27 protein-coding genes are annotated in these 26,267 nt (G+C 54.5%); 16 read left to right on the plus strand and 11 right to left on the minus strand.

From position 1 onward, the window contains the following. Positions 1-3: 3 nt before the first annotated feature. Positions 4-1,629, plus strand: a complete 1,626-nt coding sequence (locus tag ACDO57_RS06035) for an alpha-amylase family protein (RefSeq protein ID WP_090417005.1) — start codon at positions 4-6, stop codon at positions 1,627-1,629. Here the strand turns inward: ACDO57_RS06035 and ACDO57_RS06040 are convergent, their stop codons facing one another. The 4 genes from ACDO57_RS06040 to ACDO57_RS06055 are packed head-to-tail and all read right to left on the minus strand — an operon-like array spanning position 1,630 to position 4,123. Next, positions 1,630-2,616 carry an SDR family oxidoreductase gene (locus ACDO57_RS06040; protein ID WP_370883670.1) on the minus strand — a complete coding sequence of 329 codons (987 nt, stop codon included), beginning with the start codon at positions 2,614-2,616 and terminating at the stop codon, positions 1,630-1,632. Positions 2,617-2,633: 17 nt separating this feature from the next. Continuing rightward, positions 2,634-3,152, minus strand: a complete 519-nt coding sequence (locus tag ACDO57_RS06045; protein WP_032647124.1) for a 2-oxo-tetronate isomerase — start codon at positions 3,150-3,152, stop codon at positions 2,634-2,636. Positions 3,153-3,163: 11 nt separating this feature from the next. Continuing rightward, entirely contained in the window at positions 3,164-3,610 is a 447-nt protein-coding gene (locus ACDO57_RS06050) for a DUF421 domain-containing protein (protein WP_370883671.1), read from the minus strand. A 9-nt stretch (positions 3,611-3,619) separates the two neighbouring features. Then, entirely contained in the window at positions 3,620-4,123 is a 504-nt protein-coding gene (locus ACDO57_RS06055) for a hypothetical protein (RefSeq protein WP_370883672.1), read from the minus strand. A gap of 138 nt (positions 4,124-4,261) precedes the next feature. Here ACDO57_RS06055 and ACDO57_RS06060 point away from each other — a divergent pair, with 138 nt between their 5' ends. From ACDO57_RS06060 to ACDO57_RS06075, 4 genes are all read left to right on the plus strand, one after another. Beyond that, the gene (locus ACDO57_RS06060; RefSeq protein WP_370883673.1) at positions 4,262-4,651 is read left to right on the plus strand and encodes a YdeI family stress tolerance OB fold protein; all 390 of its coding nucleotides are present in this window, start codon (positions 4,262-4,264) and stop codon (positions 4,649-4,651) included. 64 nt (positions 4,652-4,715) lie between these two features. After that, positions 4,716-5,600, plus strand: a complete 885-nt coding sequence (locus ACDO57_RS06065; protein ID WP_032647120.1) for an SDR family oxidoreductase — start codon at positions 4,716-4,718, stop codon at positions 5,598-5,600. A gap of 181 nt (positions 5,601-5,781) precedes the next feature. Beyond that, on the plus strand, positions 5,782-6,705 hold the full coding sequence (locus tag ACDO57_RS06070) for a LysR substrate-binding domain-containing protein (RefSeq protein ID WP_024908406.1): 924 nt from the start codon (positions 5,782-5,784) through the stop codon (positions 6,703-6,705). A 257-nt stretch (positions 6,706-6,962) separates the two neighbouring features. Next, on the plus strand, positions 6,963-9,344 hold the full coding sequence (locus ACDO57_RS06075) for a glucose/quinate/shikimate family membrane-bound PQQ-dependent dehydrogenase (protein WP_370883674.1): 2,382 nt from the start codon (positions 6,963-6,965) through the stop codon (positions 9,342-9,344). Positions 9,345-9,433: 89 nt separating this feature from the next. On the opposite strand, the gene ACDO57_RS06080 is transcribed toward ACDO57_RS06075, so the two are convergent. The 3 genes from ACDO57_RS06080 to ACDO57_RS06090 all read right to left on the minus strand — a co-directional run bounded on the left by ACDO57_RS06080 (position 9,434) and on the right by ACDO57_RS06090 (position 12,711). After that, positions 9,434-11,125 (minus strand): methyl-accepting chemotaxis protein, encoded by a 1,692-nt coding sequence (locus ACDO57_RS06080; RefSeq protein WP_370883675.1) that lies wholly within the window; start codon positions 11,123-11,125, stop codon positions 9,434-9,436. A gap of 160 nt (positions 11,126-11,285) precedes the next feature. Next, positions 11,286-12,404, minus strand: a complete 1,119-nt coding sequence (locus ACDO57_RS06085) for an S-(hydroxymethyl)glutathione dehydrogenase/class III alcohol dehydrogenase (protein WP_021242543.1) — start codon at positions 12,402-12,404, stop codon at positions 11,286-11,288. A gap of 31 nt (positions 12,405-12,435) precedes the next feature. Further along, entirely contained in the window at positions 12,436-12,711 is a 276-nt protein-coding gene (locus ACDO57_RS06090) for a metal/formaldehyde-sensitive transcriptional repressor (protein WP_021242544.1), read from the minus strand. Between the two features lie 230 nt (positions 12,712-12,941). Here ACDO57_RS06090 and ACDO57_RS06095 point away from each other — a divergent pair, with 230 nt between their 5' ends. The 4 genes from ACDO57_RS06095 (at position 12,942) to ACDO57_RS06110 (ending at position 15,643) form a co-directional block, all read left to right on the plus strand. Further along, complete coding sequence (locus ACDO57_RS06095; protein ID WP_071994490.1) at positions 12,942-13,310, plus strand: NlpC/P60 family protein; 369 nt, start codon at positions 12,942-12,944, stop codon at positions 13,308-13,310. Continuing rightward, positions 13,310-13,813: a YbjP/YqhG family protein gene (locus ACDO57_RS06100; protein WP_032647112.1), complete on the plus strand. Its 504-nt coding sequence runs from the start codon at positions 13,310-13,312 to the stop codon at positions 13,811-13,813. The genes ACDO57_RS06095 and ACDO57_RS06100 overlap by 1 nt, the downstream gene beginning before the upstream one ends. A gap of 63 nt (positions 13,814-13,876) precedes the next feature. Continuing rightward, positions 13,877-14,743, plus strand: coding sequence for a GyrI-like domain-containing protein (locus tag ACDO57_RS06105; RefSeq protein WP_370883676.1), 867 nt, complete (start codon positions 13,877-13,879; stop codon positions 14,741-14,743). Positions 14,744-15,052: 309 nt separating this feature from the next. Continuing rightward, complete coding sequence (locus ACDO57_RS06110) at positions 15,053-15,643, plus strand: LysE family translocator (protein ID WP_024908399.1); 591 nt, start codon at positions 15,053-15,055, stop codon at positions 15,641-15,643. A 5-nt stretch (positions 15,644-15,648) separates the two neighbouring features. Here the strand turns inward: ACDO57_RS06110 and ACDO57_RS06115 are convergent, their stop codons facing one another. Next, a complete protein-coding gene (locus ACDO57_RS06115; RefSeq protein WP_248272059.1) occupies positions 15,649-16,542 on the minus strand; it encodes a LysR family transcriptional regulator in 894 nt (297 codons plus the stop codon). Between the two features lie 214 nt (positions 16,543-16,756). Between ACDO57_RS06115 and ACDO57_RS06120 the strand changes: the two genes are divergently transcribed. From ACDO57_RS06120 to ACDO57_RS06145, 6 genes are all read left to right on the plus strand, one after another. After that, positions 16,757-17,563 (plus strand): MipA/OmpV family protein, encoded by an 807-nt coding sequence (locus ACDO57_RS06120; RefSeq protein WP_370883677.1) that lies wholly within the window; start codon positions 16,757-16,759, stop codon positions 17,561-17,563. Between the two features lie 10 nt (positions 17,564-17,573). Beyond that, complete coding sequence (locus tag ACDO57_RS06125) at positions 17,574-18,689, plus strand: serine hydrolase (RefSeq protein WP_090417034.1); 1,116 nt, start codon at positions 17,574-17,576, stop codon at positions 18,687-18,689. Beyond that, positions 18,676-19,023: a hypothetical protein gene (locus ACDO57_RS06130; protein ID WP_090417036.1), complete on the plus strand. Its 348-nt coding sequence runs from the start codon at positions 18,676-18,678 to the stop codon at positions 19,021-19,023. Before ACDO57_RS06125 ends, ACDO57_RS06130 begins: the two co-directional genes overlap by 14 nt. A 25-nt stretch (positions 19,024-19,048) precedes the next feature. Continuing rightward, positions 19,049-19,582: a DUF2975 domain-containing protein gene (locus ACDO57_RS06135; protein WP_370883678.1), complete on the plus strand. Its 534-nt coding sequence runs from the start codon at positions 19,049-19,051 to the stop codon at positions 19,580-19,582. A gap of 2 nt (positions 19,583-19,584) precedes the next feature. Further along, on the plus strand, positions 19,585-19,800 hold the full coding sequence (locus tag ACDO57_RS06140) for a helix-turn-helix transcriptional regulator (RefSeq protein WP_024908393.1): 216 nt from the start codon (positions 19,585-19,587) through the stop codon (positions 19,798-19,800). Positions 19,801-19,942: 142 nt separating this feature from the next. Continuing rightward, positions 19,943-20,215, plus strand: a complete 273-nt coding sequence (locus ACDO57_RS06145; RefSeq protein ID WP_024908392.1) for a YqjD family protein — start codon at positions 19,943-19,945, stop codon at positions 20,213-20,215. A gap of 31 nt (positions 20,216-20,246) precedes the next feature. Here the strand turns inward: ACDO57_RS06145 and ACDO57_RS06150 are convergent, their stop codons facing one another. Further along, on the minus strand, positions 20,247-21,710 hold the full coding sequence (locus ACDO57_RS06150) for an EAL domain-containing protein (RefSeq protein ID WP_370883679.1): 1,464 nt from the start codon (positions 21,708-21,710) through the stop codon (positions 20,247-20,249). A 277-nt stretch (positions 21,711-21,987) separates the two neighbouring features. Here ACDO57_RS06150 and ACDO57_RS06155 point away from each other — a divergent pair, with 277 nt between their 5' ends. Next, complete coding sequence (locus ACDO57_RS06155) at positions 21,988-22,872, plus strand: MarR family transcriptional regulator (RefSeq protein WP_370883680.1); 885 nt, start codon at positions 21,988-21,990, stop codon at positions 22,870-22,872. 35 nt (positions 22,873-22,907) lie between these two features. Here ACDO57_RS06155 and ACDO57_RS06160 read toward each other — a convergent pair whose 3' ends face one another. Both ACDO57_RS06160 and ACDO57_RS06165 read right to left on the minus strand, forming a co-directional pair. Continuing rightward, a complete protein-coding gene (locus tag ACDO57_RS06160) occupies positions 22,908-24,083 on the minus strand; it encodes an HlyD family type I secretion periplasmic adaptor subunit (protein WP_370883681.1) in 1,176 nt (391 codons plus the stop codon). After that, positions 24,080-26,260: a type I secretion system permease/ATPase gene (locus tag ACDO57_RS06165; protein ID WP_370883682.1), complete on the minus strand. Its 2,181-nt coding sequence runs from the start codon at positions 26,258-26,260 to the stop codon at positions 24,080-24,082. Before ACDO57_RS06165 ends, ACDO57_RS06160 begins: the two co-directional genes overlap by 4 nt. Between the last annotated feature and the right edge of the window lie 7 nt (positions 26,261-26,267).

A 26,267-nucleotide genomic window follows, 5' to 3' on the forward strand; every position in this document is an offset into this window, starting at 1 on the left:
GCTATGACGGACTGGCATACACGAGCCATTATTTATCAGATTGATACCGCGCTATTTTATGATTTGAACGGCGATGGCTGCGGGGACATCGCCGGGATCGCGGCCAAGCTGCGCTACATTCGCCGGATGGGGGCGACGGTCATCTGGATCACCCCGTTTTACCTGACCCCTTTTCTCGATGAAGGCTATGACGTCAGCGACCATCTTCAGGTGGACCCCCGCTTCGGAAAGCTGGCCGATATCATCGCCTTTATCGAACAGGCCCGCGAGCTGGGCATGCAGGTCATTATCGAGCTGCTGATCCAGCACACGTCGGACGCACATCCCTGGTTCCAGCAGGCGCGCCGCAACCCGGCGTCACCCTATCGTGATTATTACCTCTGGTCGGATAACGACGAGGACGATACGCCCCCCATGTTCCCCGGCGTGGAGAAGAGCATCTGGAGCTGGGACGACGAGGCGGGGCAGTATTACCGGCACATGTTTTATCACCACGAGCCGGATCTGAACCTCACCTCGCCCGCGGTGCTGAAAGAGATTGAGAATATCATCCTCTTCTGGCTCAAGCTGGGCGTGTCGGGATTTCGTCTCGATGCCGCCTCCCACCTGACCACGCAGGCGGGAAACGGTGATGAAAAAAAGGGCCTGTGGATCCTCGAGCATATGCGCCGTCTTATCGAACAGCGGAATCCGGACGCGATCCTGCTGGGTGAGGTGGACGTCGAGGTAGAGGCCTATCAGGACTACTTTGGCAATAATGACCGCCTGAATCTGGTGCTGAATTTCTGGCTCAACAAGTATTTCTACGTCAGCCTGGCCCGCAAAAGCGCCCGCCCGCTGCGCAACGCGGTGAAGAAGATGATCGTCCCGCCTGACGCCTGCTGTTTTGCCAACTGGCTGCGCAACCACGACGAGCTGGATCTGGAAGGCATCAGCCAGAAAGACAAACAGTTTGTACTCGATACCTTCGCCCCTGATGAGGAGATGAACGTCTATCAGCGCGGGATCCGCCGCCGCCTGGCGCCGATGCTTAATGGCGATCGGAAGCGGCTGGCGTTCTGTCACGCGGTGCTGTTTTCCCTGCCGGGTGTCCCGGTGATGCGCTACGGCGACGAGATAGGTATGGGTGACGACCTGGAGCTGGAGGAGCGCTACGCCGTTCGCACCCCGATGCAGTGGGCGGGGTCACAAGGGGGCGGTTTCTCCGCGGCCGACCCTGAAAAATTTATCGCCCCGATTATCGACCATGGCCCTTACCGCTATCAGAAAGTCAACGTCGCCGATTCGCTGCTTCACCACAACTCGCTCCTGCACCGGATAATCGATATTGCCAATACCCGCTCGGAGTTCCCCGAAATTGCCGTTGCGCCTTTTCGACTTATCACAATCGATGATGACGCAGTGCTGGGGATCTATTACGAGACCGACGAGCGCAGCATCCTGACCTTCGTCAACTTTAGCGACCAGCCGGTGCAGTTCACCGCAAAAGGGATCCGCAACGCCACCTGGACCGCCTGTCTCGAGGACAAGCGCTACGATGACGCGCTGATTTGCGGCAAAACCGTTGAGCTCAGCCTTGGCGGCTACGGCTATCGCTGGTTCTGGACGCACCGTAGCGCGCTGCGCTGATTACGGTTTCCGGCGGGTTATCAGACGCGTCAGCACTATCCCTGCCACCGCGAGGGCGCCCAGCGCCACTTTACCCGGCATGCCGGAGGTGACGGACGGCGCGCGGGTTTTCGCCTCGTCAGTAAAGCGGCCATGGATTTTATGCAGATCGTTAACCGGCTGGTCGAGGTAGTCCCGGCGCTCCGGCGCGTTCAGATCGTCGGTCATCTGGCCTTCCCAGGCTTTCCTGACCATCAGCCGGTCCAGAAAACCCGGGAAGAGAAACTGCCCGACAATCGACTGGATGGTGCTGCTGCCTACCCACAGCTCGCGAACCGGTTTTTGCGCCACCCTGAAGATAGCGCTCGCGGCCACCTCAGGCTCAAAGACCGGCGGCACTGGCCGCATCGCCCAGGCGAACTTATTCCTCGCCCATTCGAACTGCGGGGTATTGAGCCCCGGCATCTGCACCATCGAAAGCTGAACCCGGCTGTTCTCATGCATCAGTTCCGTACGCACCGCATCGGTAAACCCGCGGATCGCCGCTTTGGCACCACAATAGGCTGACTGCAATGGAATGGAACGGTAGGCCAGCGCGGACCCCACCTGGATAATCACGCCCCTGTCGCGCGGAACCATCAGTTCGAGAGCGGCGCGGGTGCCGTTCACGTAGCCGAGGTACGTCACCTCAGTCACGCGACGAAACTCGTCCGGCGTAAGGGTGCGAAACGGTGCCAGCACGGCCCCCATGGCGTTGTTGACCCAGACATCAATCGCGCCGAGGCGATACTCAATTTCGTTAGCCGCATCCACCACCGCCTGATTGTCGGCGACGTCAGCCTGCACGGCGTGCGCATTCACGCCGAAGCGGCGCAACTCTTCCTGGGTGGAGTGCAGGCTTGCCTCATCGCGGGCGATGAGGCCAACATCGTAACCTGCCTTTGCAAAGTGCAGCGCCGTGGCTTTTCCCACGCCCGCCGTCCCACCGGTAATCACTACGACCGCCATAGAACCTCCTCGTGAAATCAACCGTTATGCCCGTCCGACAATGCTGCCAGCAGCTCGGCCAGCGAGAAATGCACCGCTTTTTCCACCACGTCCTGACAGTCACCGGAGAAAAGCACGGTGCGAGTCTTTGTCTCGCCGCGGATGTTCCACGCAAAACAGACCGTCCCCGCCGCCGTGCCGTCGTCGCCCCCTTCCGGGCCTGCGTAGCCGCTGATGGCGATGCTGATATCCGCCTGGGCGATGTCGCGAATACTGGCAGCCATCTCGGTCACCGTCTGTTCACTGACGGCGGTATACCGCGCAAGCGTTTCAGGGCGCACGCCGAGGATCCGCGTTTTGGCTTCATCGCTGAACACGACCAGGCCGACGTCATAAAATTCGGCGGTGTTTTCCTCTGCGCAAAGCGCCACCGAGAGCTTGCCGCCCGTGCAGGATTCCGCAGTGGTTAAGCGAAGTCCGAGATCGGTTAATTTGCTTGCCAGCTTTTTTGTTAGTTCACCCACGGTATAATTGTTGTCGTGAAAAAGATTGCTCATCTTTCCGCCTCTTATTTCTCGAAAGGAATGACCGAAATATGTCCATTGCGTTCAAGTATGGCATATTTAATATCGCTTATTTCCGTGATGCCATTATTTTGCCGGGCTGACACCAGAATATCATCGCAGGAGACATCCACTTTTTTCAGTTTGTCGGCTAACGGCACGCCGTTCTCAACCAGAATCACGGGAGTGCCATCCAGAATATTCTCAACCGGGGAAAAATATTTCTTCATCAGTCCGAATATAATATCTACCACCACCAGCGTGGTAATGGTAATCATCGCGCCGGTGACGGAGAAATCTTGTCCGAGAAGCGCCTGCTGAGTCGCTTCACTAATTATCAGGAGCAGAATGAGATCAAAGCTGGTCATCTGCAACAGCGCGCGACGCCCGGCCACTTTAAATACCACCATGAGGAACAGATAAATCGCCAGCGCGCGAAAGACCATATCCATATCAGCCTCCTACGGGTAAATGAATTGCCAGATGTTAATCTCCGGCTCGCTGTTGACGCGGATGACTGTGTTCCATTTACCGGCTCTGGAAGGCGTGGTGAAGAGTAACACAGAAAAGCTGTCTGACTTTTTCAGATTGTTATAGACAAAATAGAGGGTCTTCCCTCGGCTGAACATGCTGTCAGGCTGCGGCCAGACGCTGCCAGGCTCGTAAACCTCGCTGCTCTCGCTGGTCATACTGAGGACATACTTTCCCTCTGTCTGCACCGGGAACGCCAGCTCCATTCGCGTTTCTGTCTCCCGCCGTCCAAAGCGTTCATAGTTTATGGTCAGTGATTTAGCGGAATTCATTTTGACTGTGTCGCTGACCATTCCACTGGAAAACAGACCGGCAATCGCCGCGACGATAATAGCCAACAGAACAATAAAACCGATCTGACGAAACGCATATTCAAACGTCAGCAAACGATAACGCTCATCTATCCCGGGTAACTTTTCATTTTCACGCTTCATGGTCATCGTCACCGTTTCGCTTATTATCCGATAAGTTTGATTTTTCACGCGAATGTTTTTAGGACTTATCACATTTGCCACATAAAGGAATAGCAACAATACTTAATAAGTCAAGACACCCAAAATGAAGGATATCGGATGAAATTATCACTTATTTCCGCTTTATTGATATTTCTGGTTCCAACCGCATGGGCTGATAATAACGGCGGGTTACAAAAAGGTGAAGCCCCGCCGCCACCGCACGCGCTTGATAGCGGATATCGCGGAACCGACGATGCGCGTATTATGACCATCGTTCAGGCAAAACAAATGCACGACGGTGCGACAATTTCATTACGCGGTAATCTTATTGATAGTAGCGGCGATAAGTTTGTATTTCAGGATAAAACCGGAAAAATCGACGTTATTATTCCCCAGGCAGTTTTCGACGGCAGAACGGTAAAACCCGACCAGATGATCAGTATCAACGGTTCGCTTGATAAAAAATCATCTCCTGCCGTCGTCCGTGTTGATCGTTTGCAGAAATAATTCAGCGAAGCGTTAACGCTGCAGTTATCCATCAAATCTCACCCCTTGGCTTAAGGAGTCAGCTATGAGTGATACAAAACAACGTACGAACGCTTACCCGCAGCCCCCGTTCCCGGAACAGCCGCAAACGCCGCCGGGACTGGCATCCGAAATGCAGCCTGTACCCGACCACGGGGAAACCAGCTATAAAGGACATGGCCGCCTTGCCGGCAAAAAAGCGCTGATTACCGGCGGAGACTCCGGTATTGGTCGCGCGGTGGCTATCGCCTATGCCCGTGAAGGTGCTGACGTTGCCATCAACTATCTGCCTGAAGAAGAAAAAGATGCCTCTGAGGTCATCGACCTGATCGAAGCGGAAGGTCGAAAGGCCGTCGCGCTGCCGGGGGATGTCCGGGACGAAACCTTCTGTCAGAATCTGGTCGAAGAAGCCGTGTCGAAACTGGGCGGGCTGGACATTCTGGTCAATAACGCGGGGCGTCAGCAGTTCCGTGAGTCGCTTGAAGACCTGACCACCGAGGATTTTGACGCGACGTTTAAAACCAACGTCTATGCCCCTTTCTGGATCACCAAAGCGGCCCTGCGTCACCTGAAAGCCTCCTCCGTTATCATTAATACCTCCTCCGTTCAGGCGGTGAAGCCCAGCCCCGTTTTGCTGGACTACGCCCAGACGAAAGCCTGTCTGGCGGTATTTACCAAATCCTTAGCCAAACAGCTGGGTCCAAAAGGCATTCGCGTCAACGCGGTTGCCCCTGGGCCTTACTGGACGGTACTGCAGTCCAGCGGCGGGCAGCCGATGGAAAAAGTGAAGGAGTTTGGCGGAGATACACCGCTGGGGCGTCCGGGTCAGCCCGTCGAGATTGCCCCGCTGTACGTCACGCTGGCCTCGGATGAATGTTCATTTACGTCCGGCCAGGTGTGGTGTTCTGACGGCGGTGACGGCGTGATCTAACCGCTTAACCCTTTCCCCTCAGTAATGAGCAATAAATGAACAAGGACGTTCGCTCTTATTCCCCTGCCGAAAAACATGTTGTAACTCAAACAGATCAAATGTTAAAAATATTTTGCTATCAGGTTATCAAAATTAAACAACTTAACTTGTCACCCGCATCGCTCTGTTTTTAACATCGCCTATGGAAAAAAATGGTCTGTTCAGTCAGCGCATACGCTTGCGCCATTTGCATACATTTGTGGCCGTCGCTCAACAGGGAACGCTGGGGCGTGCGGCTGAAACTCTTAACCTGAGCCAGCCTGCGCTCTCGAAAACCCTCAACGAGCTGGAACAGCTGACCGGTGCCCGTCTTTTTGACCGCGGGCGGCTGGGCGCACAGCTTACCATCGTTGGCGAACAGTTCCTTACGCACGCCGTTAAGGTGCTGGATGCGCTCAATACCGCGGGCCAGTCCCTGCATCGAAAAGAAGCGCAATCCAGTGAGGTGGTGCGCGTGGGCGCCTTGCCTACCGCAGCGCTGGGTATTCTTCCGCCGGTTATCGGCCAGTTCCACAAGCAGCAGCGGCATACCACAATTCAGGTAGCCACAATGAATAACACCATGCTGCTCGCGGGGCTGAAATCGGGCGAGCTGGATATCGGTATCGGTCGCATGTCCGACCCTGAACTGATGGGCGGTCTCAATTACGAGCTGCTGTTCCTGGAGTCCCTGAAGCTGGTGGTTCGTCCCAATCATCCCCTGCTGCAGGACACGGTGACGCTAAGCCGCGTTATGGAGTGGCCGGTAGTGGTGTGCCCGAAAGGGACCGTCCCCCGCCAGACCGCCGAATCCTTGCTGCAGATGCAGGGATGTACGCTCCCTTCAGGGTGTATCGAAACGCTGTCGGCCTCGCTTTCACGCCAGCTCACCCTGGATTATGACTACGTCTGGTTCGTCCCCTCCGGCGCGGTAAAAGATGATCTACGCCAGGGGACGTTGATCGCCCTGCCGATTACCTCCCCAGGAGCCGGCGAACCCATCGGCATTTTAACCCGGGTGGATACCCCCCTTTCCACGGGCGCACAGACGCTGCTGAGCGCTATCCGTAAATCAATGCCGGTATAACACCTTTTTCACCCCTCACCCTAACCCTCTCCCCTTAGGGGAGAGGGGACTAGCCCGTGCGTTAATCAATTAATGCGGAATAATTCATTAACAATTGCGTAAAACAATTTAACAGTTTTATCATAACGGTGAATTCACCAAATGGTTCGCAAATCATTTTATAAAACCGAATTCACTCGTATTAATCATTATTCCTCCCGCAATTATTACCCAACTGGTACATACCCGACGCTGCGGGGGATCGAAAGGAGAAAGACATGGCATTTGGCAGCGCGCCGCGCGGGATACCTCGTATTCTGCAGTGGCTTCTTGCCGGACTGATGATGCTCATCGGTCTGGCGGTCGGCGGGTTGGGCTTTAAGCTCGCCACCGTAGGCGGAAGTGGATACTTCCTGATCATGGGCGTGGTGATGGTGATTGCCGCGATCCTGATTTTCCTCAACCGCACCAGCGGGATCGTGCTTTACAGCATCGCATTTATTGCCTCGCTGTTCTGGGCGGTAAGCGATGCGGGCTGGGATTTCTGGCCGCTGTTCACTCGCCTGTTTACCTTTGCCGTTCTGGCCTTCCTCTGCGCCATCGTCTGGCCTTTCCTGCGTGCTGCGAACCGCAGCGCCGCGAACAAGGCGCCCGCTTTTGGCGTCGCGGCCGTGCTCGCGGTGGCCATGCTGATCAGCCTGGGCTGGATGTTTAAGCCGCAAACCCTCGTGGCAGCGAACGAACCCGTGCCGGTGAAACCCGTCGCACCCGGCGAGCAGCAAAAGAACTGGGAGCACTGGGGCAACACAACCCACGGCGACCGTTTCGCCGCGCTGGACCAGATTAACAAGCAAAACGTCAGCTCGCTGAAGGTCGCGTGGGTTGCGCACACCGGCGATATTCCGCAGAGCAACGGCTCGGGCGCGGAAGATCAGAACACGCCTCTGCAGATTGGCGACACGCTGTATGTCTGTACCCCATACAGCAAAGTGCTGGCGCTGGACGTGGATTCCGGTAAAGAAAAATGGCGTTATGATTCCAAAGCCACCGCACCGAACTGGCAGCGCTGCCGCGGTCTGGGCTACTTTGAAGATCATGCAAACGTGACGGTGTCACAAACAGGGACATCACCAGCGGCATGCCCTCGCCGTCTGTTCCTGCCCACCACCGATGCCCGTCTGATTGCCATCAACGCGGATAACGGCAAGGTCTGCGAAGACTTTGGCGAGCATGGCACCGTGGATCTGAGCGTCGGCATGGGCGAGATCAAGCCCGGATATTATCAGCAAACCTCCACGCCGCTGGTTGCCGGGAACGTTGTCGTCGTCGGCGGTCGCGTCGCGGATAACTACTCTACCGGCGAACCGCCGGGCGTGGTGCGCGCCTACGACGTTCACACCGGTAAACTGGCCTGGGCGTGGGATCCGGGTAATCCGAACCTGACCGGCCTGCCGCCGGAAGGCCAGACCTACACCCGCGGCACGCCGAACGTCTGGTCAGCGATGTCTTACGACGCCAAACTGAACCTGATCTACCTGCCAACCGGCAACGCCACGCCAGACTTCTGGGCAGGCGAGCGTACCGCGCTGGACGATAAGTACAGTTCCTCCATCGTCGCCGTCGACGCGGCCACCGGTCAGGTGCGCTGGCATTTCCAGACCACCCACCACGATCTGTGGGATTTCGACCTGCCTTCCCAGCCGCTGCTGTACGATCTGCCAGACGGTAAAGGCGGCACCACGCCGGTGCTGGTGCAGACCAGCAAGCAGGGCATGATCTTCATGCTTAACCGCGAAACCGGTAAGCCGGTGGCGAAGGTAGAGGAACGCCCCGTTCCGGCGGGTAACGTTGAGGGTGAACGCTACTCCCCAACCCAGCCGTACTCCGTTGGCATGCCGATGATTGGCAACCAGACGCTGACCGAGTCCGACATGTGGGGCGCGACGCCAGTCGACCTGCTGCTGTGCCGCATTCAGTTTAAAGAGATGCGTCATCAGGGCGTCTTTACCCCGCCTGGTCTCGATCGTTCCCTGCAGTTCCCTGGCTCACTCGGTGGGATGAACTGGGGCAGCGTCTCCGTTGACCCGAACAACAGCCTGATGTTCGTCAACGATATGCGCCTGGGTCTGGCGAACTATATGGTGCCGCGCGCGAACGTGGCGAAAAATGCTAGCGGCATCGAGATGGGGATTGTTCCAATGGACGGCACGCCGTTCGGCGCGATGCGTGAACGCTTCCTGTCACCGCTGGGCATTCCATGCCAGAAGCCGCCGTTTGGCACCATGTCAGCCGTTGACCTGAAAACCGGCAAGCTGGTGTGGCAGGTACCTGTCGGCACGGTGGAAGATACCGGCCCGCTGGGCATTCGCATGCACATGCCAATCCCAATCGGTATGCCGACGCTGGGCGCATCGCTCTCTACCCAGTCCGGCCTGCTGTTCTTCGCCGGTACCCAGGATTTCTACCTGCGCGCGTTTGATACCGCCACCGGGAAAGAGATCTGGAAAGACCGTCTGCCTGTCGGCAGCCAGTCTGGCCCGATGACCTACGTGTCGCCGAAAACCGGTAAGCAGTACATCATCATTAACGCCGGTGGCGCCCGCCAGTCGCCGGATCGCGGTGATTACGTTATCGCGTACGCGTTACCCGATAAGAAATAAGATGTGAAAAAGGGACCGAAAGGTCCCTTTTTTGTAGGTCAGATTTTGTAGGTCGGGTAAGCGAAGCGCCACCCGACACGGCTGGCAACTCAGAACGTCTCCCAGTTATCCCCGGAAACTACCGCCGCCGGGCGCAACGGTGCATTCTTCGCCACTGGCGCAGAGATCACCGCGCGGCCCGACTTTGCACCGTTCAACCGAAACGCGCCAACCGCCTCGGTCAGACGCGCGCCCTGTTCTTCCAGAGACGCCGCCGCCGCGGAGGCTTCTTCCACCAGCGAGGCGTTCTGCTGGGTCACTTTATCCATCTCAGAAATCGCCTGGCTCACCTGCACAATACCGCGACTCTGCTCATCGGACGCCGCGGCGATCTCCAGCATGATGTCGGTGACGCGTTTCACCGCGTCGACGATTTCATTCATGGTGTTACCGGCGGCGACAACCTCGCCGGAGCCCTGGTCAATCAGCGAAACCGATTCGTTAATCAGGCTTTCAATCTCTTTTGCGGCATTCGCACTGCGGCTTGCCAGAGTGCGCACTTCACTTGCCACCACGGCAAATCCGCGCCCCTGTTCACCCGCACGTGCCGCTTCTACCGCCGCGTTAAGCGCCAGGATATTGGTCTGGAACGCAATGCTGTTAATCACGGCGGTAATCTCAGAGATCTTCTTCGAGCTGCTGGAGATATTGCCCATGGTTTTCACCACGCCGGAGACCATCTGGCCGCCGCGGCTGGCTTTACCGGAGGCATCTTCCGCCAGCTTGCTGGCATGATGGGCGTTATCGGCGTTCTGTTTCACCGTCGCGGTCAGCTGTTCCATGCTCGCGGCGGTCTGCTCAATGGCCGCAGCCTGCTGCTCAGTGCGCGAAGAGAGATCGGTGTTACCGGCTGAAATCTCGCTGGTGCCGCGGTAGATCTCCTCCGCCCCCTGACGTACGGTGCCCACGGTGTTTTCAAGCGAGTGCTGCATGGTTTGCAGATCGCGCGTCAGGCGTCCAATTTCGCTGCGCCCCGCCACGTCGTCCGGCATCGTCAGGTCGCCCTTAGCGATATTCTCGATACGTTTCGCTGCACGCTGCAGCGGATTGATTACCGTGCGGCGCAGCACGACAAAGGTCATCGCCGTCAGCACCAGCGCCAGCGCAAACGCGCCTACCATAAACATCAGGCCCAGCTGCGTGCGGCTGTGCGCCTGCGCCGTCAGCGCATTGGCACGGTCGGTACGGATCTTAATCGCCTTCAGCAGAACGGCGTTGTAAGCGTCATCCAGCGGGCGCGCCGTTTCGTTTTCGTGGTTGATGATCGCTTCGAACATGCCGTTTTTGGCGAATTTCACCATCGGCTGCATGCCAGCGATATAGGCGTCGTACCGCGCCTTGAGATCCGCTTCCAGCGCTTCACCCTCAGCGGTGCGCACGGCACGATTCATATAGGCGGTAAAGCTCTCCTGGGACTGCTTAATGCGCGTTTCCGCCTCGCTGATGTTCTGCTTCATGGCATCCATCTCCGCGATACGGCTTGCCGCACCGGCGTGGATCAGGTTGATACGCGCGGTTCGCAGATGGTTTGAGCTGTTCGACAGCCCCATACGCACCTGAATTTCGGATGTGACATCCTGCTGATCGCGATCGGCCTGCAGCAGGAAATAACCCGCCAGACCCGAGCTCAAGGCAAACAGAAGAATAATGCCACCGAGAATGGAGGAAAACAGCGGAACCAGCCTGATGTGATGCAAGAAGCTCAGCTTACGCTGCGCCAGCATCGAAGTAGTGTTGTCCATGACCGTCGACTCTCTTGTAGGTAAGATGCGTAAAAACACGCCTGTCAGATAGTCATCGGCACGGTTGGGATTTAGATTACGGCTAAAAACGCCGCACTGGTCACACTTTAGAGAAGATTATCAAAGAAACGCCAGCGGCTAAAAACCGCTGGCAGAAGAGTTACTTGTCGCCGAAATGGATAACGGTACGGATGGATTTTCCTTCGTGCATCAGATCGAACGCCTCGTTGATCTGCTCCAGCGGTAAGCGATGGGTAATGAACGGATCGAGCTGAATCTTGCCGACCATGGCATCTTCAACCATACCCGGAAGCTGGGTACGCCCCTTCACGCCGCCAAACGCGGAACCGCGCCATACGCGCCCGGTGACCAGCTGGAATGGACGGGTTTTAATCTCCTGACCCGCTCCGGCCACGCCAATGATGATGCTCTCGCCCCAGCCTTTGTGGCAGCACTCCAGCGCGGAACGCATCACGTTGACGTTGCCGATACACTCGAAGCTGAAGTCCACGCCGCCGTCGGTCATCTCGACGATGACGTCCTGAATCGGTTTTTCGTGATCTTTCGGGTTCACGAAATCGGTCGCGCCCATTTCACCCGCCAGCCTGAATTTCTCCGGGTTGGTGTCGACCGCGATGATACGACCGGCCTTCGCCTGCACCGCGCCCTGAATCACCGCCAGACCAATGCCGCCGAGACCGAACACCGCCACGGTATCGCCCTCTTTGACTTTTGCCGTGTTATGCACCGCGCCAATACCGGTGGTCACGCCGCAGCCCAGCAGGCAGACTTTATCCAGCGGCGCCTGCGGGTTTACCTTCGCCAGCGAGATCTCCGCGCAAACGGTGTATTCGCTGAAGGTGCTGGTGCCCATGTAGTGATAAACAGGCTCGCCGTTATAAGAGAAACGGGTAGTGCCGTCCGGCATCAGCCCTTTCCCCTGGGTGGCGCGCACCGCCTGGCAGAGGTTGGTCTTGCCGGATTTACAGAACTTACACTCGCCGCATTCCGCCGTGTACAGCGGGATCACGTGATCCCCCGGCTTCAGGCTGGTCACGCCCTCACCCACTTCCACCACAATCCCGCCGCCTTCATGGCCGAGTACCGCCGGGAAGACGCCTTCAGGATCGTCCCCCGACAGCGTAAACGCATCGGTATGGCACACGCCGGTATGGGTGATTTTGATCAGCACTTCGCCTTTCTTCGGCGGTGCCACGTCGATTTCAACGATTTTCAGCGGCTGGCCGGGACCAAATGCAACTGCAGCGCGAGATTTCATCATGTCTTCCCTTTTTGTCAGGTGTGTGGGTTTATTTTAGATAAGAGCGCAGCAAATGGCCGACTTCCGCCATGCGTACGGCTCGCTGATCCGGCGTAGTTTCCCCCGCTACCAGCTCGTCTTTGAGGTGAATTTCAACCATTTCGCCCATCAGGCCATTGGCAGCCCCGCGCACGGCAGCGATTTGCTGCAGGATGGCCAGGCAGGGGTCGCCCGACTCCAGCGCGCGTTCAAGGGCATCAACCTGGCCCCGAATGCGACGGACGCGGGTAAGAATACGTTTTTTATCTTCGGGTGAATGCGGCATACGCCCTCCTGATACTATAGGGGGGTATGGTATTTAACTTTCCTGTCGATGTAAACCTTCTGTTTTCGTTGCAACAGCAGCGTATCTACTGCATATCATCAACCAGGCAAATGAAACATCAAAAAGACACAAGTCACTGAAATATATAATTTTTTAATGACATTATTTGCCTAACCGGATTGTAGCTTCCGTTGTTTAGTGACGATTTCATATACAACAGGAGTTAACACATGGCATGGAACAAACACGCAGCAGCCCTGCACGCACGCCAGAATGCGGGAACTTCATCGCAAAGACGCTGTGGAGAATTTACGCGTAAGGCAATACGTGCAGGTGGCGTGGATATTGGCAATGCACCTAACGCAAAGGACTATGGCAGTAACCTTGAACGAGCAGGTTTTCGAGTTTTAGGGCAAGGTGAAACATTACAGGAAGGCGATGTGGTTGTTATTCAGCCCTATGATGGCGGTAATCCTGCGGGTCACATGGCAATTTATGACGGCACTACCTGGTACTCTGACTTCAGACAAAGAGATATGTGGGGTGGCCCCGGATATCGCTCCGCACGCCCCGCTTACAAAATTTACAGGAAAAGCTGATGCGTTACGTTCTCTTGATGTGCCTGTTTCTTACGGGATGTTCAACACAAATGGATGCGCCGGAAAAACGCACTCATGACTTTTACAAGTTTTACCTCACTGCTTTCGTTACAGACAGCAAAGAAGATAATCTCGATTCACCAAAAATGCGTGACTATATTGCGCAAGACACACTCTCCCGACTGCAGAAAATTTCCTCTCTCTATGAACAAGAAATTATCGGTTCCGACTATTTTACCTATACGCAGGACTATGCGGCTGAGTGGATCCCTGACCTAAGCGTAAGCAATGCGATTAACTCTGCGTCCGGGAAAGTTGTTAACGTTCAGTTGGGTGTGGGTAATGAGCGGAAACTGCAGCTAAAAGTGTATCTGCGCATAGAAGACGGTAAATGGAAAATTTATCGCGTCACCGATGCAAGCCATCATTTCGAACAGTATATTTTTGACGACAGGGCGATTGCTGCCGCACAACGGTATGCGGCCAGTATAACTTCTCCATAATTAGCAAGATCGGTCAGGATTCTGGCCGTTCGCTGAGGCAAAGTGGGTCATCAGGAGGATGCAATGAACGATGCAATCAAAACGGCTTACCGCGAGCGCTTCACGATGGTGTGCGACTATATCGCCCGCCATCTCGATGAACCGCTCACGCTGGAGAAGCTCAGCGCGTTAGCCTGCTGTTCGCCTTATCATTTTCACCGGCAGTTTCTGGCATTTAGCGGTCAGCCTCTGTATCGCTATATCCAGTGGCTACGCCTGCGTCATGCTTCCTGGCGGCTGGCGTTTAACCCTCAGGATAAGGTGATTGATATTGCGCTCGATGCCGGCTTCCAGAGCCCTGAATCGTTCAGTCGCGCCTTCAGAAATGCGTTTGGAAAAAGCCCGCGTCAGTTTCGGCAACAGCCGGACTGGCTGAACTGGCACCAGCGCGTACCGAAAATGACCTTTCAGGAGCAAAAAACGATGGAAGTTAAGATTGTCGATTTCCCACAGACCCGAGTGGCAATGCTGCAGCACCGTGGCAGCCCGGATCGGGTTAATGACAGCGCGGCGAAATTTATTGCCTGGCGTAAAACCACGGGCTTATCGCCAGTACACGAAAGCAGCACGTTTGGCATTGCCTGGGATGACCCGGCAACTACGCCAGCAGACGCCTTTCGCTTCGATATCTGCGGCAGTATCGCTGAAGCGATACCAGAAAATGAATTTGGGGTTTCCAATGGTGAAATCGACGGCGGACGTTACGCCGTCGGGCGTCACACAGGTTCTCTGGATACCATTTCCGCCACGGTGTGGGCGATGTTTCGTGACTGGCTGCCGGCCAGCGGCGAAACGCTGCGCGATGCCCCGGTATTTTTCCACTACCTCAACTTTATTCACGAGATGCCTGAACATGCGCTGCAAACGGATATCTACCTGCCGTTAAATTGACTATCCCTTGTTTACCACCTTATTTCCGTTTTCTCACAAGCGCTGTTATATGCCTGACACAGGAACCGCACGCATTATATAAATTATATTAGGATCTGTTACTTATGGGCCACCCGCGCCTGCCGATTGCTTGCGGCAGGCGCTACCCCGCCGCTGCGCGATCTGTGCAAAAAATCAAACACACCTTTAGATAAATGCCACTTACTCTGACGTATGTTCCCAGCTAGTATTCAGAAACATGACGAATTAAAGTCGCGACTTAATCGTCGCAGCACCTCTAATGCAGATAAGCCAACACGCGGAGATAAAATGCTGTTCATTTTCACAATGTTTATATTTTCACTGACGCTTTCATTTTCTCCTGGCCCCGTTAATATGGTAATTATATCGTCTGGGGCCGCTCACGGTTTTAGAAAGACCTTCTCATTTGTCTCCGGTGCAACAATAGGGTTTACGTTATTACTTATCTTTATTTGTTTCGGTTTTTACGCTGCAATCGAAAAACACCCTTTGTTTTTCCGGTACCTTAATATTGTCGGTTCTTTATTTATAATGTATCTGGGCTATAAGATAGCGTCATCCCGTCCCGATATATCATTAACAAAAACAGATTCTCCTGGTTTTGCTCAGGGTTTTGTCATGCAATGGATCAACCCTAAGGCATGGACCGCGTGCGCCTCAGGGGCAGCGATGTTTTCCGAACCCTCAAACCCTGCGACAGCATTCGTCTTTGTAACGGTCTATTTTTTAGTCTGTTACCTGTCGCTATCCGCATGGGCATTAATGGGAGCAAAGGTGTCGGTGCTGCTCAGGAGCACACAGCAGATCCGTACGTTTAACGTGTTGATGGGCGGACTGTTGCTTATTACGGCGTGTTACATGCTCTCTTTAGCATTTTAAACTCGTTATAACGTATGGGACTCAATCGCGTTATAAATATCATTAATCAATTTGTAGGCAATACTGCTGGTCGACATATTAGAAGGCCATACGGCATAGACTTTCAGCGGTTCTAATGACCAGTCAGGGAGTATTTCCTGCATGTCTCCACGCTTAACGTCCTCTTCGCTTAAATAACGGGGAGGTGCTGCGAGACCAATTTGTTGCCTGGCAAGCGCATAAGCGGCTTCGACATTATCTACATACACGGCAGGAGTATACGTTACGACCGCCACTTCCCCATTTTTATAGCGAAATTCCCGGCTATTCTGCCGCATATTGAGTCCAATCCATGGCAGTTGCGCCAGGTCATCAGGATGCGTAATCGTCGGGTAATGGCTGAGCAAATCACGGGAAGCAACGACCTGGCGCGGCAGCACAAAAAGATGGCGTGCTTTCAGTGAACTGTCCGGAAGTTCGCCGATTCGAAATGCAACATCAATACCGTCAGCAATAATATCTCTGCGCGTATCACTGTAAGAGATATTCAGTAAAATGCCCGGATGTCGCTTTATAAAATCGGCCAGATGCCGGGTAAACGCACTCTTTAAAAAAACGGCAGGAAGTGAAACAGTAAGCTTATTCGCCGTTGATATCGAACGCTGCTTGAATTCAATGACCCCCTGCTCATACAGCGCCAGCATCGATTTAGCCGTTTCCAGCAAATTTGCGCCATCGTGAGTCAGAGAAAGTTTGCGGGTGTTTCTGTAGAGCAGCGCGCAGCCAAGATTTTTTTCCAGCTTTGATAAATGCGTGCTTGCCGTTGCGGTTGTAAGCCCTAACGCTTCTGCCCCACCTGAAATGGATCCAGCTTCAGCAATCTTTGCAAACACTATCAGATAACGGATGTCATCAATCATTTATCGTCCTGTTGCGACGGCGTTCCTGCGAACTCCTCATTCAATCATAGAGTTACGATATCGTACTTTCCTCCCCGGCCGTATCTCTTTTTATAGGGAGGGCTATAGCGCCCTACCAATTTTAGTGTAAAACAATAAATGTTTATTGTTAAACGATAAACTCCAGGCTAGCCTGCACGCACTTCAACTTACTTTTTGCCTGGAGAAGCATCGAATGAAAAGAAGTCTGCTGTATGGCGTTTTGCTCGCGGGGATCGTGCTTTGCGCCCCCTTACACGGTGCGGAGCTGTCCGGTTATGCGGGTCTGGGCGTCGCGGTCAGTCCCGTTTATTCGGGATCGCGGCATTACGCCCCCGGACCGCTACTGAAGGGCGGCCTGAGTCTGAAGAGTAAAGACTGGGGGCAATGGGATCTCTCCACGGAGGGGCTGGCATGGACATTTCACCCCGACGCCCCGTTTGCCGTGAGCCTGCTGCTGGCCTCTGATGAGGGGCGAAAAGAGACGGTTAACTATCCCTTTTCCGCTCGAAAAAACCGTGATCTCCAGGGAATGGGTGATATGGCCGACATGCTGATGGCGGGCGCGGAAATGCGTTATCAACGCGAGGACTGGACGATATGGCTGCGCGCGTTAAGTGCAACGCAAAAACACCGGTACGGTGGCGAGACGCAGCAGCTGGCGAGGACCGTGAACAGCGGCGTAAAGTCCACCCTCTGGCGCGGGCAGGACGTCGAATTTTCGGTCGCAGGTGACATCACCTGGGCCAACAGCGGCTATCAGCAGCGCCATTATGGCGTCACCGCGAACCAGTCTCAGCGCACCGGGTTTGAGGCGTATTCCCCATCTTCGGGTTTACAGGAAGCTGGAGTCGATAGCGAACTGGTCTGGCACATCAGTGAAAATCTGGCGGCTGGGGTGACCGGTCGCGCAGCCTGCCTGCTTGATGAAGCGGGTAAAAGCCCGCTGGTTAACAGCCGCATGCAGTACACCCTGTCATCAATGATCCAGTACGAGTTCTGAGGCGCAGACCATGAATAAACAGTATGTATACAGCCGCAGGCGAGTGTTAGCCGCAGGGGTGGTTTTTGTGTCGCTGATTGCCGCAGGCATCTACCTGCAGCCGGGCGTCAGCACGCCGTCCCCGCGCCAGACGGGTGATGCAACCATCGTCTCGTTCCTGACGCCACTCCTCAGCGGGGCGCGTGGCAGCGTTGCCGTCGCACTTATCACGCCAAAAGGCGTGCAGTACGCCCTGTGGGACAGCGATTTTACAAAACAGTATGAAATCGCCAGCCTGACCAAAACCATGACCAGCAGCCTGTTGATTGAGGCGCAGCGACGCGGCGAGGCGACTCCGCAAACCCGCGTCGGTGAACTTATTCCGGAGATCGCAGGCCCGGCGAGCGATATTACCCTGGCGCAGCTGGCTTCGCATCGCTCCGGCCTGCCGCCGCTGGCGACGTCGTTACCCGAGAAAGTTCAGGTTATTAAGTCCATCATCCTGCGAGACAATTTCTGGGACTTCGATGAGGAGACATTAATAGACATGGTGAATAAAGCCAGCGTCGAACGCCCGACCGGATTTGACTATTCCAACACCGGCTATGCGCTGCTGGGACTGGCGCTGGCGCGTGCATCGCATCAATCTTTTGCTGACCTCCTGCAAACGCGCGTATTCGCTCAGGCGCACATGACAGGTTCTGTCGTCGCCAGTGATACAACGCCCGCCTCTTCCACGTTCAGCCGGGGTCGATCCGCTTCCGGCCTGAGCGAAGCGCCGTGGAAAATGCACGCATTTACCCCCGCCGGAGGCGTGCGTTCAACCATTGTCGACATGGCCCATTACGCTCAGTCGCTGCTGGCAGGACCGCTCGCATGGCGCGACGCAATGACGCCGCAGTTTGCAACTGACGATCCCGATTCACGCGTGGGCTATGGCTGGTTCACCACACGCATTCAGGGGCGCGATATCACCTGGCATGATGGTGAATCGTCGGGGTTCGCTTCCGCTATCGCCTTCGACCGACAGCGTAAAAGCGCCGTGGTGATCCTCTCCGACACCGCGTGGCCGGTGGTTGTCCCGGCCATGCGGCTGCTATTAACCCCGCCATCTCATACAGCAGAGGCGCATCATGAACTGGATTGATATTCTCTGGGCGATACTGACCTTCGTCTCGGCCCTGCTGTTTGGGTGCGGAACGTGGGCCGCGCAGTATAAACTTCGGCTGATGAACACAATGCTGACCGTTGGGCTCATTCTTTATTGCATGGAAATGATGCAGACCATCACCCATCTGAGCAGTTCAGGCTACCTGTTCAGAATGCTCACCTGGGTGATTCAGGCGTCTTATCTCGCCTTTTGCGTCTATCATGTGTGGCCAAAACCCTGGATGAAACGCGCCGCTAACTGGCTGAACGGCGGTAAGATTGCCATCGCGCTAATGCTTATGTCATGCTTGTGCGTGCTGGTCTTAAAATAATATGAAACACTCAGGAAGGTTCGATGTGAATGGTGCGAGGGGTAAACTCAGTCTGGTGTTCATCGCAGGGGTGCTGCCGCTATTTCTCATCCTGGCATTAATCACCCCTTTGTGGATTTATTTCACCGGCGAGTCGTTTTTTATTTCCACTCTGCTAAAGCTCGCCGAGGTTCAGAAAGACGATCTGGCTGTTGCAACGGTTTCGTCGCTGCACCAGATACTCCTGCTGGCGATCCTTTATCTTCCGGCGGGGCTGTTTGCCTTTGCCGTCTGGCAGGGAATGAGCGTCACGCGTCAGGTTCGTCAAAAACAGATCCTCTCCCGGGCTCTGGCAAACAGCGTTCGCAAGATTGCCATCGCGATGTTAAGCCTTGGGATCGCACTGCCGGTCTGTCGCTTTTTGATCCCGCTGACGATCGCGTGGCCGGGACATTACTACCAGGTCACCCTTTTGCTTGGGGATTTTGTTCTGCTATTAACAGGCGGTTTGCTGCTGGTAACCTTTCACTCCCTGGTCGAAGGGATCAAAGCGGAAGAAGAAAATAAGGAGTTCATCTAATTATGGCTGTCGTGGTTCATCTGGACAAAATGCTGGTAGAGAAGAAAATGACGTCCAGAGCACTGGCAGCCTTTGTGGGGATCACTGAGCAAAACCTGTCGCTGCTCAAGTCCGGCAAGGTGAAAGGGATACGTTTTGATACGCTGGCGAAAATATGCGAGGCACTGCAGTGTCAACCGGGCGATATCCTCTCCTGGGAGCCGGACAGCCCGGAATGACGCGCCAACCCCCACTCTCTGTGGGAGTCCCCCGCACAGAGATATATCCGAAAACCACCCTGTTGGGTGCTGAAATTAACCTTTCGTCTCTCACATCCGCAAAGAACGGCTATCCTTTAATTATCAACAAAAGGAGGCAAAAATGTCTGATATCGGTACTGATAAAAACACCCAGTTTGCTGAAGACAAAGCAAAAAATAAACTTGATGAACTTGCAGGTTCGGCGCAGCAGCAGTTTGGTGAGTTCGTTGATTCACCAAAGCATCAGGTAAAAGGTGCGGCAAAAAAATATGCCGCGCAGGCCAGCGATGCTGTTTCCGATGTTACTGAAGCGGTCAGAAATAATCCCCTCACCGGCCTCGTCGCAGCGGGTGCGGTCGGTATTGTTCTCGGCCTGTTGCTGGGTCGAAAATAATAAAAGGCCCTTCGGGGCTTTATTTTTTTTGTTAACTGAACAACCTGACCATGCGGTCTAACTCTTCCTCTTTCACAGCACGCGATAAATAATAACCCTGAAAGTTTTTGACGCCCAGCGCGACTAATTTTTCGAATTTCTCTTCACTATCAACCCCCTCTGCAATGCAGTCTGCCCCAGTCATGTCGCTATAAATCTGTATCGCTTTAATCAAGTTATAGTCATTGTCGTTTGCCACAAAATGCTCGACGATGTCCCGATCCAGTTTGAGTCCGTCAAAATGCACCTGGCGCACCGGGAACATGGTTTGGTGGTTAGAGAAACAGTCATCCAGAAACAATCGACACCCCGTATTGCGTAAATGCCGCATGGTTTCAGGGATCCTTTTGTCCTTCGTCACGTCAATATCTTCTGCAAATTCAAAGACCAGCTTTTCGGCCCACTGCGGTTTGAGCAGCATGCCAATGGCTTTTCTCGCCATATCTGGCAAGGCATTGCCGGAAGCCAGACGAGGCGGGATATTCACTGAAAAATAGTATTTCCCGTTATACTTATTAATTCCTGATACGGCGGCATGAATGACTAGCGCCGTTATTTTTAGCCATATCTCATAACTGGAAATATCCGTAAGAAAACCGGTTGGTTTGACAATCTTACCATTCTTATTCCAGCGAATGAGTATCTCAAACCCTACACCTTTTTTATCACGATCGGTAATGATCTGATAGGCAGGAAATATCTCTTTGTTATGCAACGCATTGAAGATTTCTGCTTCCTTATCCGTAAATTCCGTTTTTTGACTTCGCCGATTAATGCTTCCCTCCGCTTTTAAATTGTGCGGATCGTGTAGCCATCGCTTAATTAATCTTAATTTAAGCACACCTTCCTTGCGGTGGGTGTAAACCGTTTTATTAGAGAGCCCCATTCTGTCGCACATTTCTTTTACGGACATGCCGCGGTAGAAATTTAACAATACATCAATCTCTCTTTTAGTAAGCCATTTAATATTTTCATGCGGAGAAATATCCGCACTGCGTTCGCGTAATAAACGTGAGCGGTCCTTAAACCCGTTATGGTGGGTGTGAAAACAGGTTATTACATCTGAAACATGGGCTATACGAATTAATGACAATTGATAGCGGTTATTTAAAAGACTGCTAAGGGTGCGATACAACCAGCCATCCGGTATGTCACCATACAGGGTGACGCGTCGAATAACGGGGAGTGCATTGAGCACGGATGCCAGTCGCTTCAGGCTCTCCAGAAGATCGACAATACCTTTTCCGAGAAAAGCCACAATATGAGCATTCTGATTTATAAGGATATTTTGCAGTTCCTGTTGAGAGACCTCATCCCCCTCAAAGTGAATATGCGTGGCCTGTACTCCGTACCTGCTAAGGATCTCACGATATCCCTGGAATGTGAACGCGCAGGCTGAAACGACAAATTTTTGTTCATCGCACGCCCCATTTCTGAGAGAAACTTTGTGGATCATAACCAGCTCCTGGGCACCAAAAGCGCCGTTTCCATTTGTGAATAAATTAAATTTATTGCACACGTTGAGAACAGTAATTTTATCCTGGAGCCTCAGGGTAAGATACAGTTATCAGCCTGATTCACTGGAACATCTTTGCGTTAATCACCAGTTCGCAAATATACTTTTCTTTGCAAATAACAACGGCAAATATCTCATTCTCAGGGTATAATGAGAATTCCGAAAAAGAAGACTGAACACTTCATCTATCGGCTCATTAAAATACGAGAAAAATGCTATGGATAATCACATCTCATCCAGGGCCTTGCTACATCGAAGGGATGTTATAAAGAACAATCCGCGATTCGGTGAGGCAATATTAGAGCACTACACAATTAATGACACCATCTATAAAAAACAACCTCTTTTCTACAAGACAATGCTGCAGGAATCACGATTTAACATTATCCTCTCTATGTGTTGTTTTATTTTTGGAAATCAGGCGGAGTCAGTTTCAGAGATTAAAGATTTATGTTCTCGCTATAAGATAGCCAGCCCCAACAGCGTTATTGCAATCATTACGATACTGAGAACCACCGGGCGTATCAAGACCTGGCGCTGCACGGAAGACCGACGCAAAACGAGAATCGCGCCAACTGAAAAAGGCCTGAATGAACTTAAGCGTTATATGTCCGGCGCATTTTTGCCCGTCAGTATTCTTTACCCGACATTCAATATTAACGTGAACCTGCTGGACAATGATATTTTGAGAAATAACTTCTTCCGCCGCGCGGCAGAATATCTTTTTCGGGGATTAACGTTCAGGAAGGTGTTGCCTGAAGTGGGATTATTTATCGATAAAGATGGCGGACGTATGATTATGCTTTATCTTTACCTGCAGGCTATGAAAAATAAATCTGCCCATGGTGCCATCATCGACTATTCAGCCAGCACGCTCGCAAAAGAATTTTTCGTTTCGCGTATCCACGTCAACCGGATTATCAAATCGGCTCAGGAGGCAGGCTACCTGAAAGATCGGGGTGATGGTCGGCTATCGATATACCCGGCGTTTATCGAACTCGTCGAAAATTATGCCGGGTTATATTTTGCCTATGTTACGCATTACATCAACGTAGTACCCAAAGAGCGACGCCACGCTAACAACGCGACGTCAACCGTATAATCCTCCAGGCGTTCGGTCTCCCGAACGCCCTTCACCTATCGTTCCCGCAGCGCCTCTTTTGCCTTATTCAGCGGTTTCAACAGATAATCCAGAATGGTTTTGCTGCCGGTTTTAATATCAACGGTAGCAATCATGCCCGGAAAGACCGGAAATTCCTGCCCTTGCTTATTGGTCAGATGATTACTGTCGGTACGAATATAGACGCGATAGTAGTAGACATCTCTTTTCACCTCATCCTGCAGGGTGTCCGGGGAAATCATGGTCACTTCCCCTTCCAGCCCGCCGTAAATGGAGTAGTCATAGGCCGTCACTTTCACCAGCGCCTTCTGACCGGGATGGATAAACGCCACATCGCGCGGCGATATTTTCGCTTCGACCACCATCTGATCGTCAAGCGGGACCAGGCTCATCAGCTTGCCGTTCGGCGGGATAACGCCTCCCACGGTCGTGACGTCAATGTCCTTCACGATCCCACGAACCGGCGCATTGAAGGTCAGCCGGGTCAGGGAGTCCTCACGCCCTTTCATCACCGAACGCTGGGCTTCAATCTCCGCGTTGGCTTTCGCCAGCTCTTCACGGGCGCGAACGTAATACTGGTTTTTCATCTCGGTAATTTTGTTCTCAAGCTCATTTTTTTGACGCTCAAGACGCAACACCTCAACCTTGCTGGCCGCCCCCTGGGTCACCAGCGGCCGGGTTAACGACAGCTCGCGCTGCACCAGCTCGGCCCCCTCACGCAACCCGGCCAGCCCTTTTTCGAGGCTTTCACGACGGGACTGGTAGAGTGCCGTTTCCTGTTTGACCAGCTCAACGTCGTCATCCAGCTCACCCGGAAACGCCAGTTCCGTGTCGTTGACTTCGGCCTTCAGGCGCGCCGCCGTGGCCATCGCCGCATTCAGACGAGACTCACTCTCCAGCACGCTCGACTCGGTTTTTGTCCGATCAAGCTGCGCAAGCTGCTGGCCGCGTTCCACAATGTCGCCTTCGCGCACCATCAGGCTGTGGATAATGCCGCCTTCCAGGGACTGGATGACCTGCTCATGCGAAGACGGTATCACCTTGCCGCTGCCGGTCGTCACCTCATCAAGATGGAACAGGCTCGCCCAGGCGATAAACGCCGCCAGCAGGGCGAACAGCGACCATGCCACCAGGGTTGAGCGCGGCAGGCGTGGCTCCTTCAGTCGGCTATTGAAACGGGAGAAATCATTCATGCCGCGCCCTCCTCGGCAACCGCCGCCGGCTTCATGGTCACGGTGCGCTGCGCTGTCTTTTGCGGCGCCATTCCGTGCTGGTGCAGGATGGCGTCGCGCGGGCCGTCCATCACCACCTTGCCGTTTTCCAGCACGATGATGCGGTCGACCAGGTCCAGGATCGGCAGGCGATGCGTCGCCACCACCAGCGTCCGGCGTTTACCCAGCCATGTGTGAAGATGCTGAATAAACTGCTTCTCGCTCATTTCGTCCAGCCAGGCCGTTGGCTCGTCCAGCAACAGGATATTCGGCGAGGTGATCAGGGCACGCGCCAGCAGCAGCGCCTGACGCTGTCCGCCCGAGAGTCCCGTTCCGCCCTCGTTGATGATAGTGTTCAGCCCCATTTTCTGTTTGCGCACAAACTCCAGCGCGCCGCTGTTAACCAGCGCCTGATGAATTTCGTCATCGGTCGCCAGCGGGTTCCCCATCAGGATGTTGTCCCGCACGGAGCCAAAGAACAGACGGGCCTGCTGGCTCAGCAGCTGCATGTCGCGACGCACGTCGGCCGGGTCGAGGTGATTGAGGGCAATATCGTCCAGCAGAATGCTGCCCTGCTGCGGCTCCTGCATGCCCGCCAGAAGCTGTAACAGCGTGCTTTTACCGGAGCCATTACGTCCGAGCACCGCCACGCGCTCTCCGGCGCGGATCTGCAGCTTGCTGATGTTAAGTACGGTGAGTTTCTCTTCCTCGTCGTAATAAAACCCAACGTCCTCAAGCGCGTAGTCGCCGCGCAGGTGGGCCTTGTGCACCTTCTTGCCGTGCTGCGGATCGTCAATCGGCCGCTGCATCAGATCGTCCAGCCCCTTGCGGGCCACTTTTGCCGACTGCCAGCGCGAGAGCACGCCTGAGATCTGCGACAGCGGCGCAATGGTCCGTGACGCCAGAATCGAGGTACCCACCAGCGCACCGGTGGTCATGTCACCGCTGATGACCAGGTAACAGCCCACCAGCAGTACCACCGCATAGACGATAGACTGCACCTCCTGCGTCCAGGTGAGCAGCAGGCCCGTCAGCCAGCGCTGCTTCATGCCGACGCTGGCGGCGACGTCGTTGGTGTTATTCCACTGGTTCTGGAAACGCTGCTCGGCGCGCATCAGCTTGATGTCTTCAATGCCCTGCACCGCTTCCACCAGCGTGGCGTTACGGATGGCGGATTCACGCATCCCTTCGCTGGAGAGTTTCCCCAGCGGGCGCTGCACCAGCAGGCCGGGGATGAGCAGCAGCGGCACCGCGAGCAGCACCACCAGCACCAGCGGGCCGCCAATCATCCACAGAATAAAGACGAACAGCAGGAAGAACGGCAGATCGGAGATAGCCGCAATGGTGGTGGAGGTGATGAGCTCCCGCACCGACTCCAGCTCTCGGATCTGCGCGATAAACGATCCGGTTGATTTGGATCGCGCGCCGTTTTTAATCCGCAGCGCGTGGGCAAACACGCGTTCAGAGATACGCAGGTCGGCGCGTTTGCCCGCCACGTCAGAAATATGCACGCGCAGCATGCGCATGATGAATTCGAACACGATGGCAATCATCACGCCGCCAAACAGCACCCACAGCGTGGCTTCCGACTGCGACGGCACCACTCTGTCGTAGACCTGCATGGAGAAGACCATGCCGGAAAGCGCCAGCACGTTGGCCACCAGCGCCACCAGCATAATGTCGCTGTAGCGTCGCCAGTCCTTCAGCGCCAGCTGCCAGAACCAGTTTTTCTCATACGGTTTAATGTAGTCATCCACGCGGGCATCCGGCGTGGACTCAAGCGGGCGCAACACCATCAGCCCCTTTAGCCGTGCCCCGAGCTCGTCACGCGTCAGCGTCGTCTCCAGCCCCGCGTCGCCGCTGAACTGCAGGCTGACGTTGCCTTCGTTGTCCATGCGGTTGATCACCGCAATCTGCCCGCCGGTGAATTCCGCCAGCAGCGGCAGGCGCCACGGATCGAGGGATACCGCTTCAGCCGCCACCATACGCATCCCCAGCCCAAGCTGGCGCGCCATCTCCTCCAGCACCAGCTGGCGCGGAGACTGGCTTTCATGGTTAATCGTGACCCGAACATGCTCCGCTGAGAAATCCAGCCGATAATGTTTCGCGATGATAAGCATGCCCTGCAGCCAGGGTTCGTACTGTGGATGTGTCTTCATAATCTCC

This window comes from Enterobacter cloacae complex sp. 2015409 (genome assembly GCF_041365315.1).
GTDB lineage: Bacteria > Pseudomonadota > Gammaproteobacteria > Enterobacterales > Enterobacteriaceae > Enterobacter > Enterobacter pseudoroggenkampii.

Coding starts and splice junctions, on each gene's coding strand:
- ACDO57_RS06160 (WP_370883681.1), bottom strand. CDS start 24,083: ATGAATGATTTCTCCCGTTTCAATAGCCGACTGAAGGAGCCACGCCTG.
- ACDO57_RS06105 (WP_370883676.1), top strand. CDS start 13,877: ATGAACGATGCAATCAAAACGGCTTACCGCGAGCGCTTCACGATGGTG.
- ACDO57_RS06150 (WP_370883679.1), bottom strand. CDS start 21,710: ATGATCCACAAAGTTTCTCTCAGAAATGGGGCGTGCGATGAACAAAAA.
- ACDO57_RS06095 (WP_071994490.1), top strand. CDS start 12,942: ATGGCATGGAACAAACACGCAGCAGCCCTGCACGCACGCCAGAATGCG.
- ACDO57_RS06090 (WP_021242544.1), bottom strand. CDS start 12,711: ATGCCGCATTCACCCGAAGATAAAAAACGTATTCTTACCCGCGTCCGT.
- ACDO57_RS06120 (WP_370883677.1), top strand. CDS start 16,757: ATGAAAAGAAGTCTGCTGTATGGCGTTTTGCTCGCGGGGATCGTGCTT.
- ACDO57_RS06045 (WP_032647124.1), bottom strand. CDS start 3,152: ATGAGCAATCTTTTTCACGACAACAATTATACCGTGGGTGAACTAACA.
- ACDO57_RS06130 (WP_090417036.1), top strand. CDS start 18,676: ATGAACTGGATTGATATTCTCTGGGCGATACTGACCTTCGTCTCGGCC.
- ACDO57_RS06140 (WP_024908393.1), top strand. CDS start 19,585: ATGGCTGTCGTGGTTCATCTGGACAAAATGCTGGTAGAGAAGAAAATG.
- ACDO57_RS06075 (WP_370883674.1), top strand. CDS start 6,963: ATGGCATTTGGCAGCGCGCCGCGCGGGATACCTCGTATTCTGCAGTGG.
- ACDO57_RS06050 (WP_370883671.1), bottom strand. CDS start 3,610: ATGGATATGGTCTTTCGCGCGCTGGCGATTTATCTGTTCCTCATGGTG.
- ACDO57_RS06125 (WP_090417034.1), top strand. CDS start 17,574: ATGAATAAACAGTATGTATACAGCCGCAGGCGAGTGTTAGCCGCAGGG.
- ACDO57_RS06060 (WP_370883673.1), top strand. CDS start 4,262: ATGAAATTATCACTTATTTCCGCTTTATTGATATTTCTGGTTCCAACC.
- ACDO57_RS06115 (WP_248272059.1), bottom strand. CDS start 16,542: ATGATTGATGACATCCGTTATCTGATAGTGTTTGCAAAGATTGCTGAA.
- ACDO57_RS06080 (WP_370883675.1), bottom strand. CDS start 11,125: ATGGACAACACTACTTCGATGCTGGCGCAGCGTAAGCTGAGCTTCTTG.
- ACDO57_RS06040 (WP_370883670.1), bottom strand. CDS start 2,616: ATGGCGGTCGTAGTGATTACCGGTGGGACGGCGGGCGTGGGAAAAGCC.
- ACDO57_RS06155 (WP_370883680.1), top strand. CDS start 21,988: ATGGATAATCACATCTCATCCAGGGCCTTGCTACATCGAAGGGATGTT.
- ACDO57_RS06085 (WP_021242543.1), bottom strand. CDS start 12,404: ATGAAATCTCGCGCTGCAGTTGCATTTGGTCCCGGCCAGCCGCTGAAA.
- ACDO57_RS06100 (WP_032647112.1), top strand. CDS start 13,310: ATGCGTTACGTTCTCTTGATGTGCCTGTTTCTTACGGGATGTTCAACA.
- ACDO57_RS06165 (WP_370883682.1), bottom strand. CDS start 26,260: ATGAAGACACATCCACAGTACGAACCCTGGCTGCAGGGCATGCTTATC.
- ACDO57_RS06055 (WP_370883672.1), bottom strand. CDS start 4,123: ATGAAGCGTGAAAATGAAAAGTTACCCGGGATAGATGAGCGTTATCGT.
- ACDO57_RS06070 (WP_024908406.1), top strand. CDS start 5,782: ATGGAAAAAAATGGTCTGTTCAGTCAGCGCATACGCTTGCGCCATTTG.
- ACDO57_RS06035 (WP_090417005.1), top strand. CDS start 4: ATGACGGACTGGCATACACGAGCCATTATTTATCAGATTGATACCGCG.
- ACDO57_RS06065 (WP_032647120.1), top strand. CDS start 4,716: ATGAGTGATACAAAACAACGTACGAACGCTTACCCGCAGCCCCCGTTC.
- ACDO57_RS06145 (WP_024908392.1), top strand. CDS start 19,943: ATGTCTGATATCGGTACTGATAAAAACACCCAGTTTGCTGAAGACAAA.
- ACDO57_RS06110 (WP_024908399.1), top strand. CDS start 15,053: ATGCTGTTCATTTTCACAATGTTTATATTTTCACTGACGCTTTCATTT.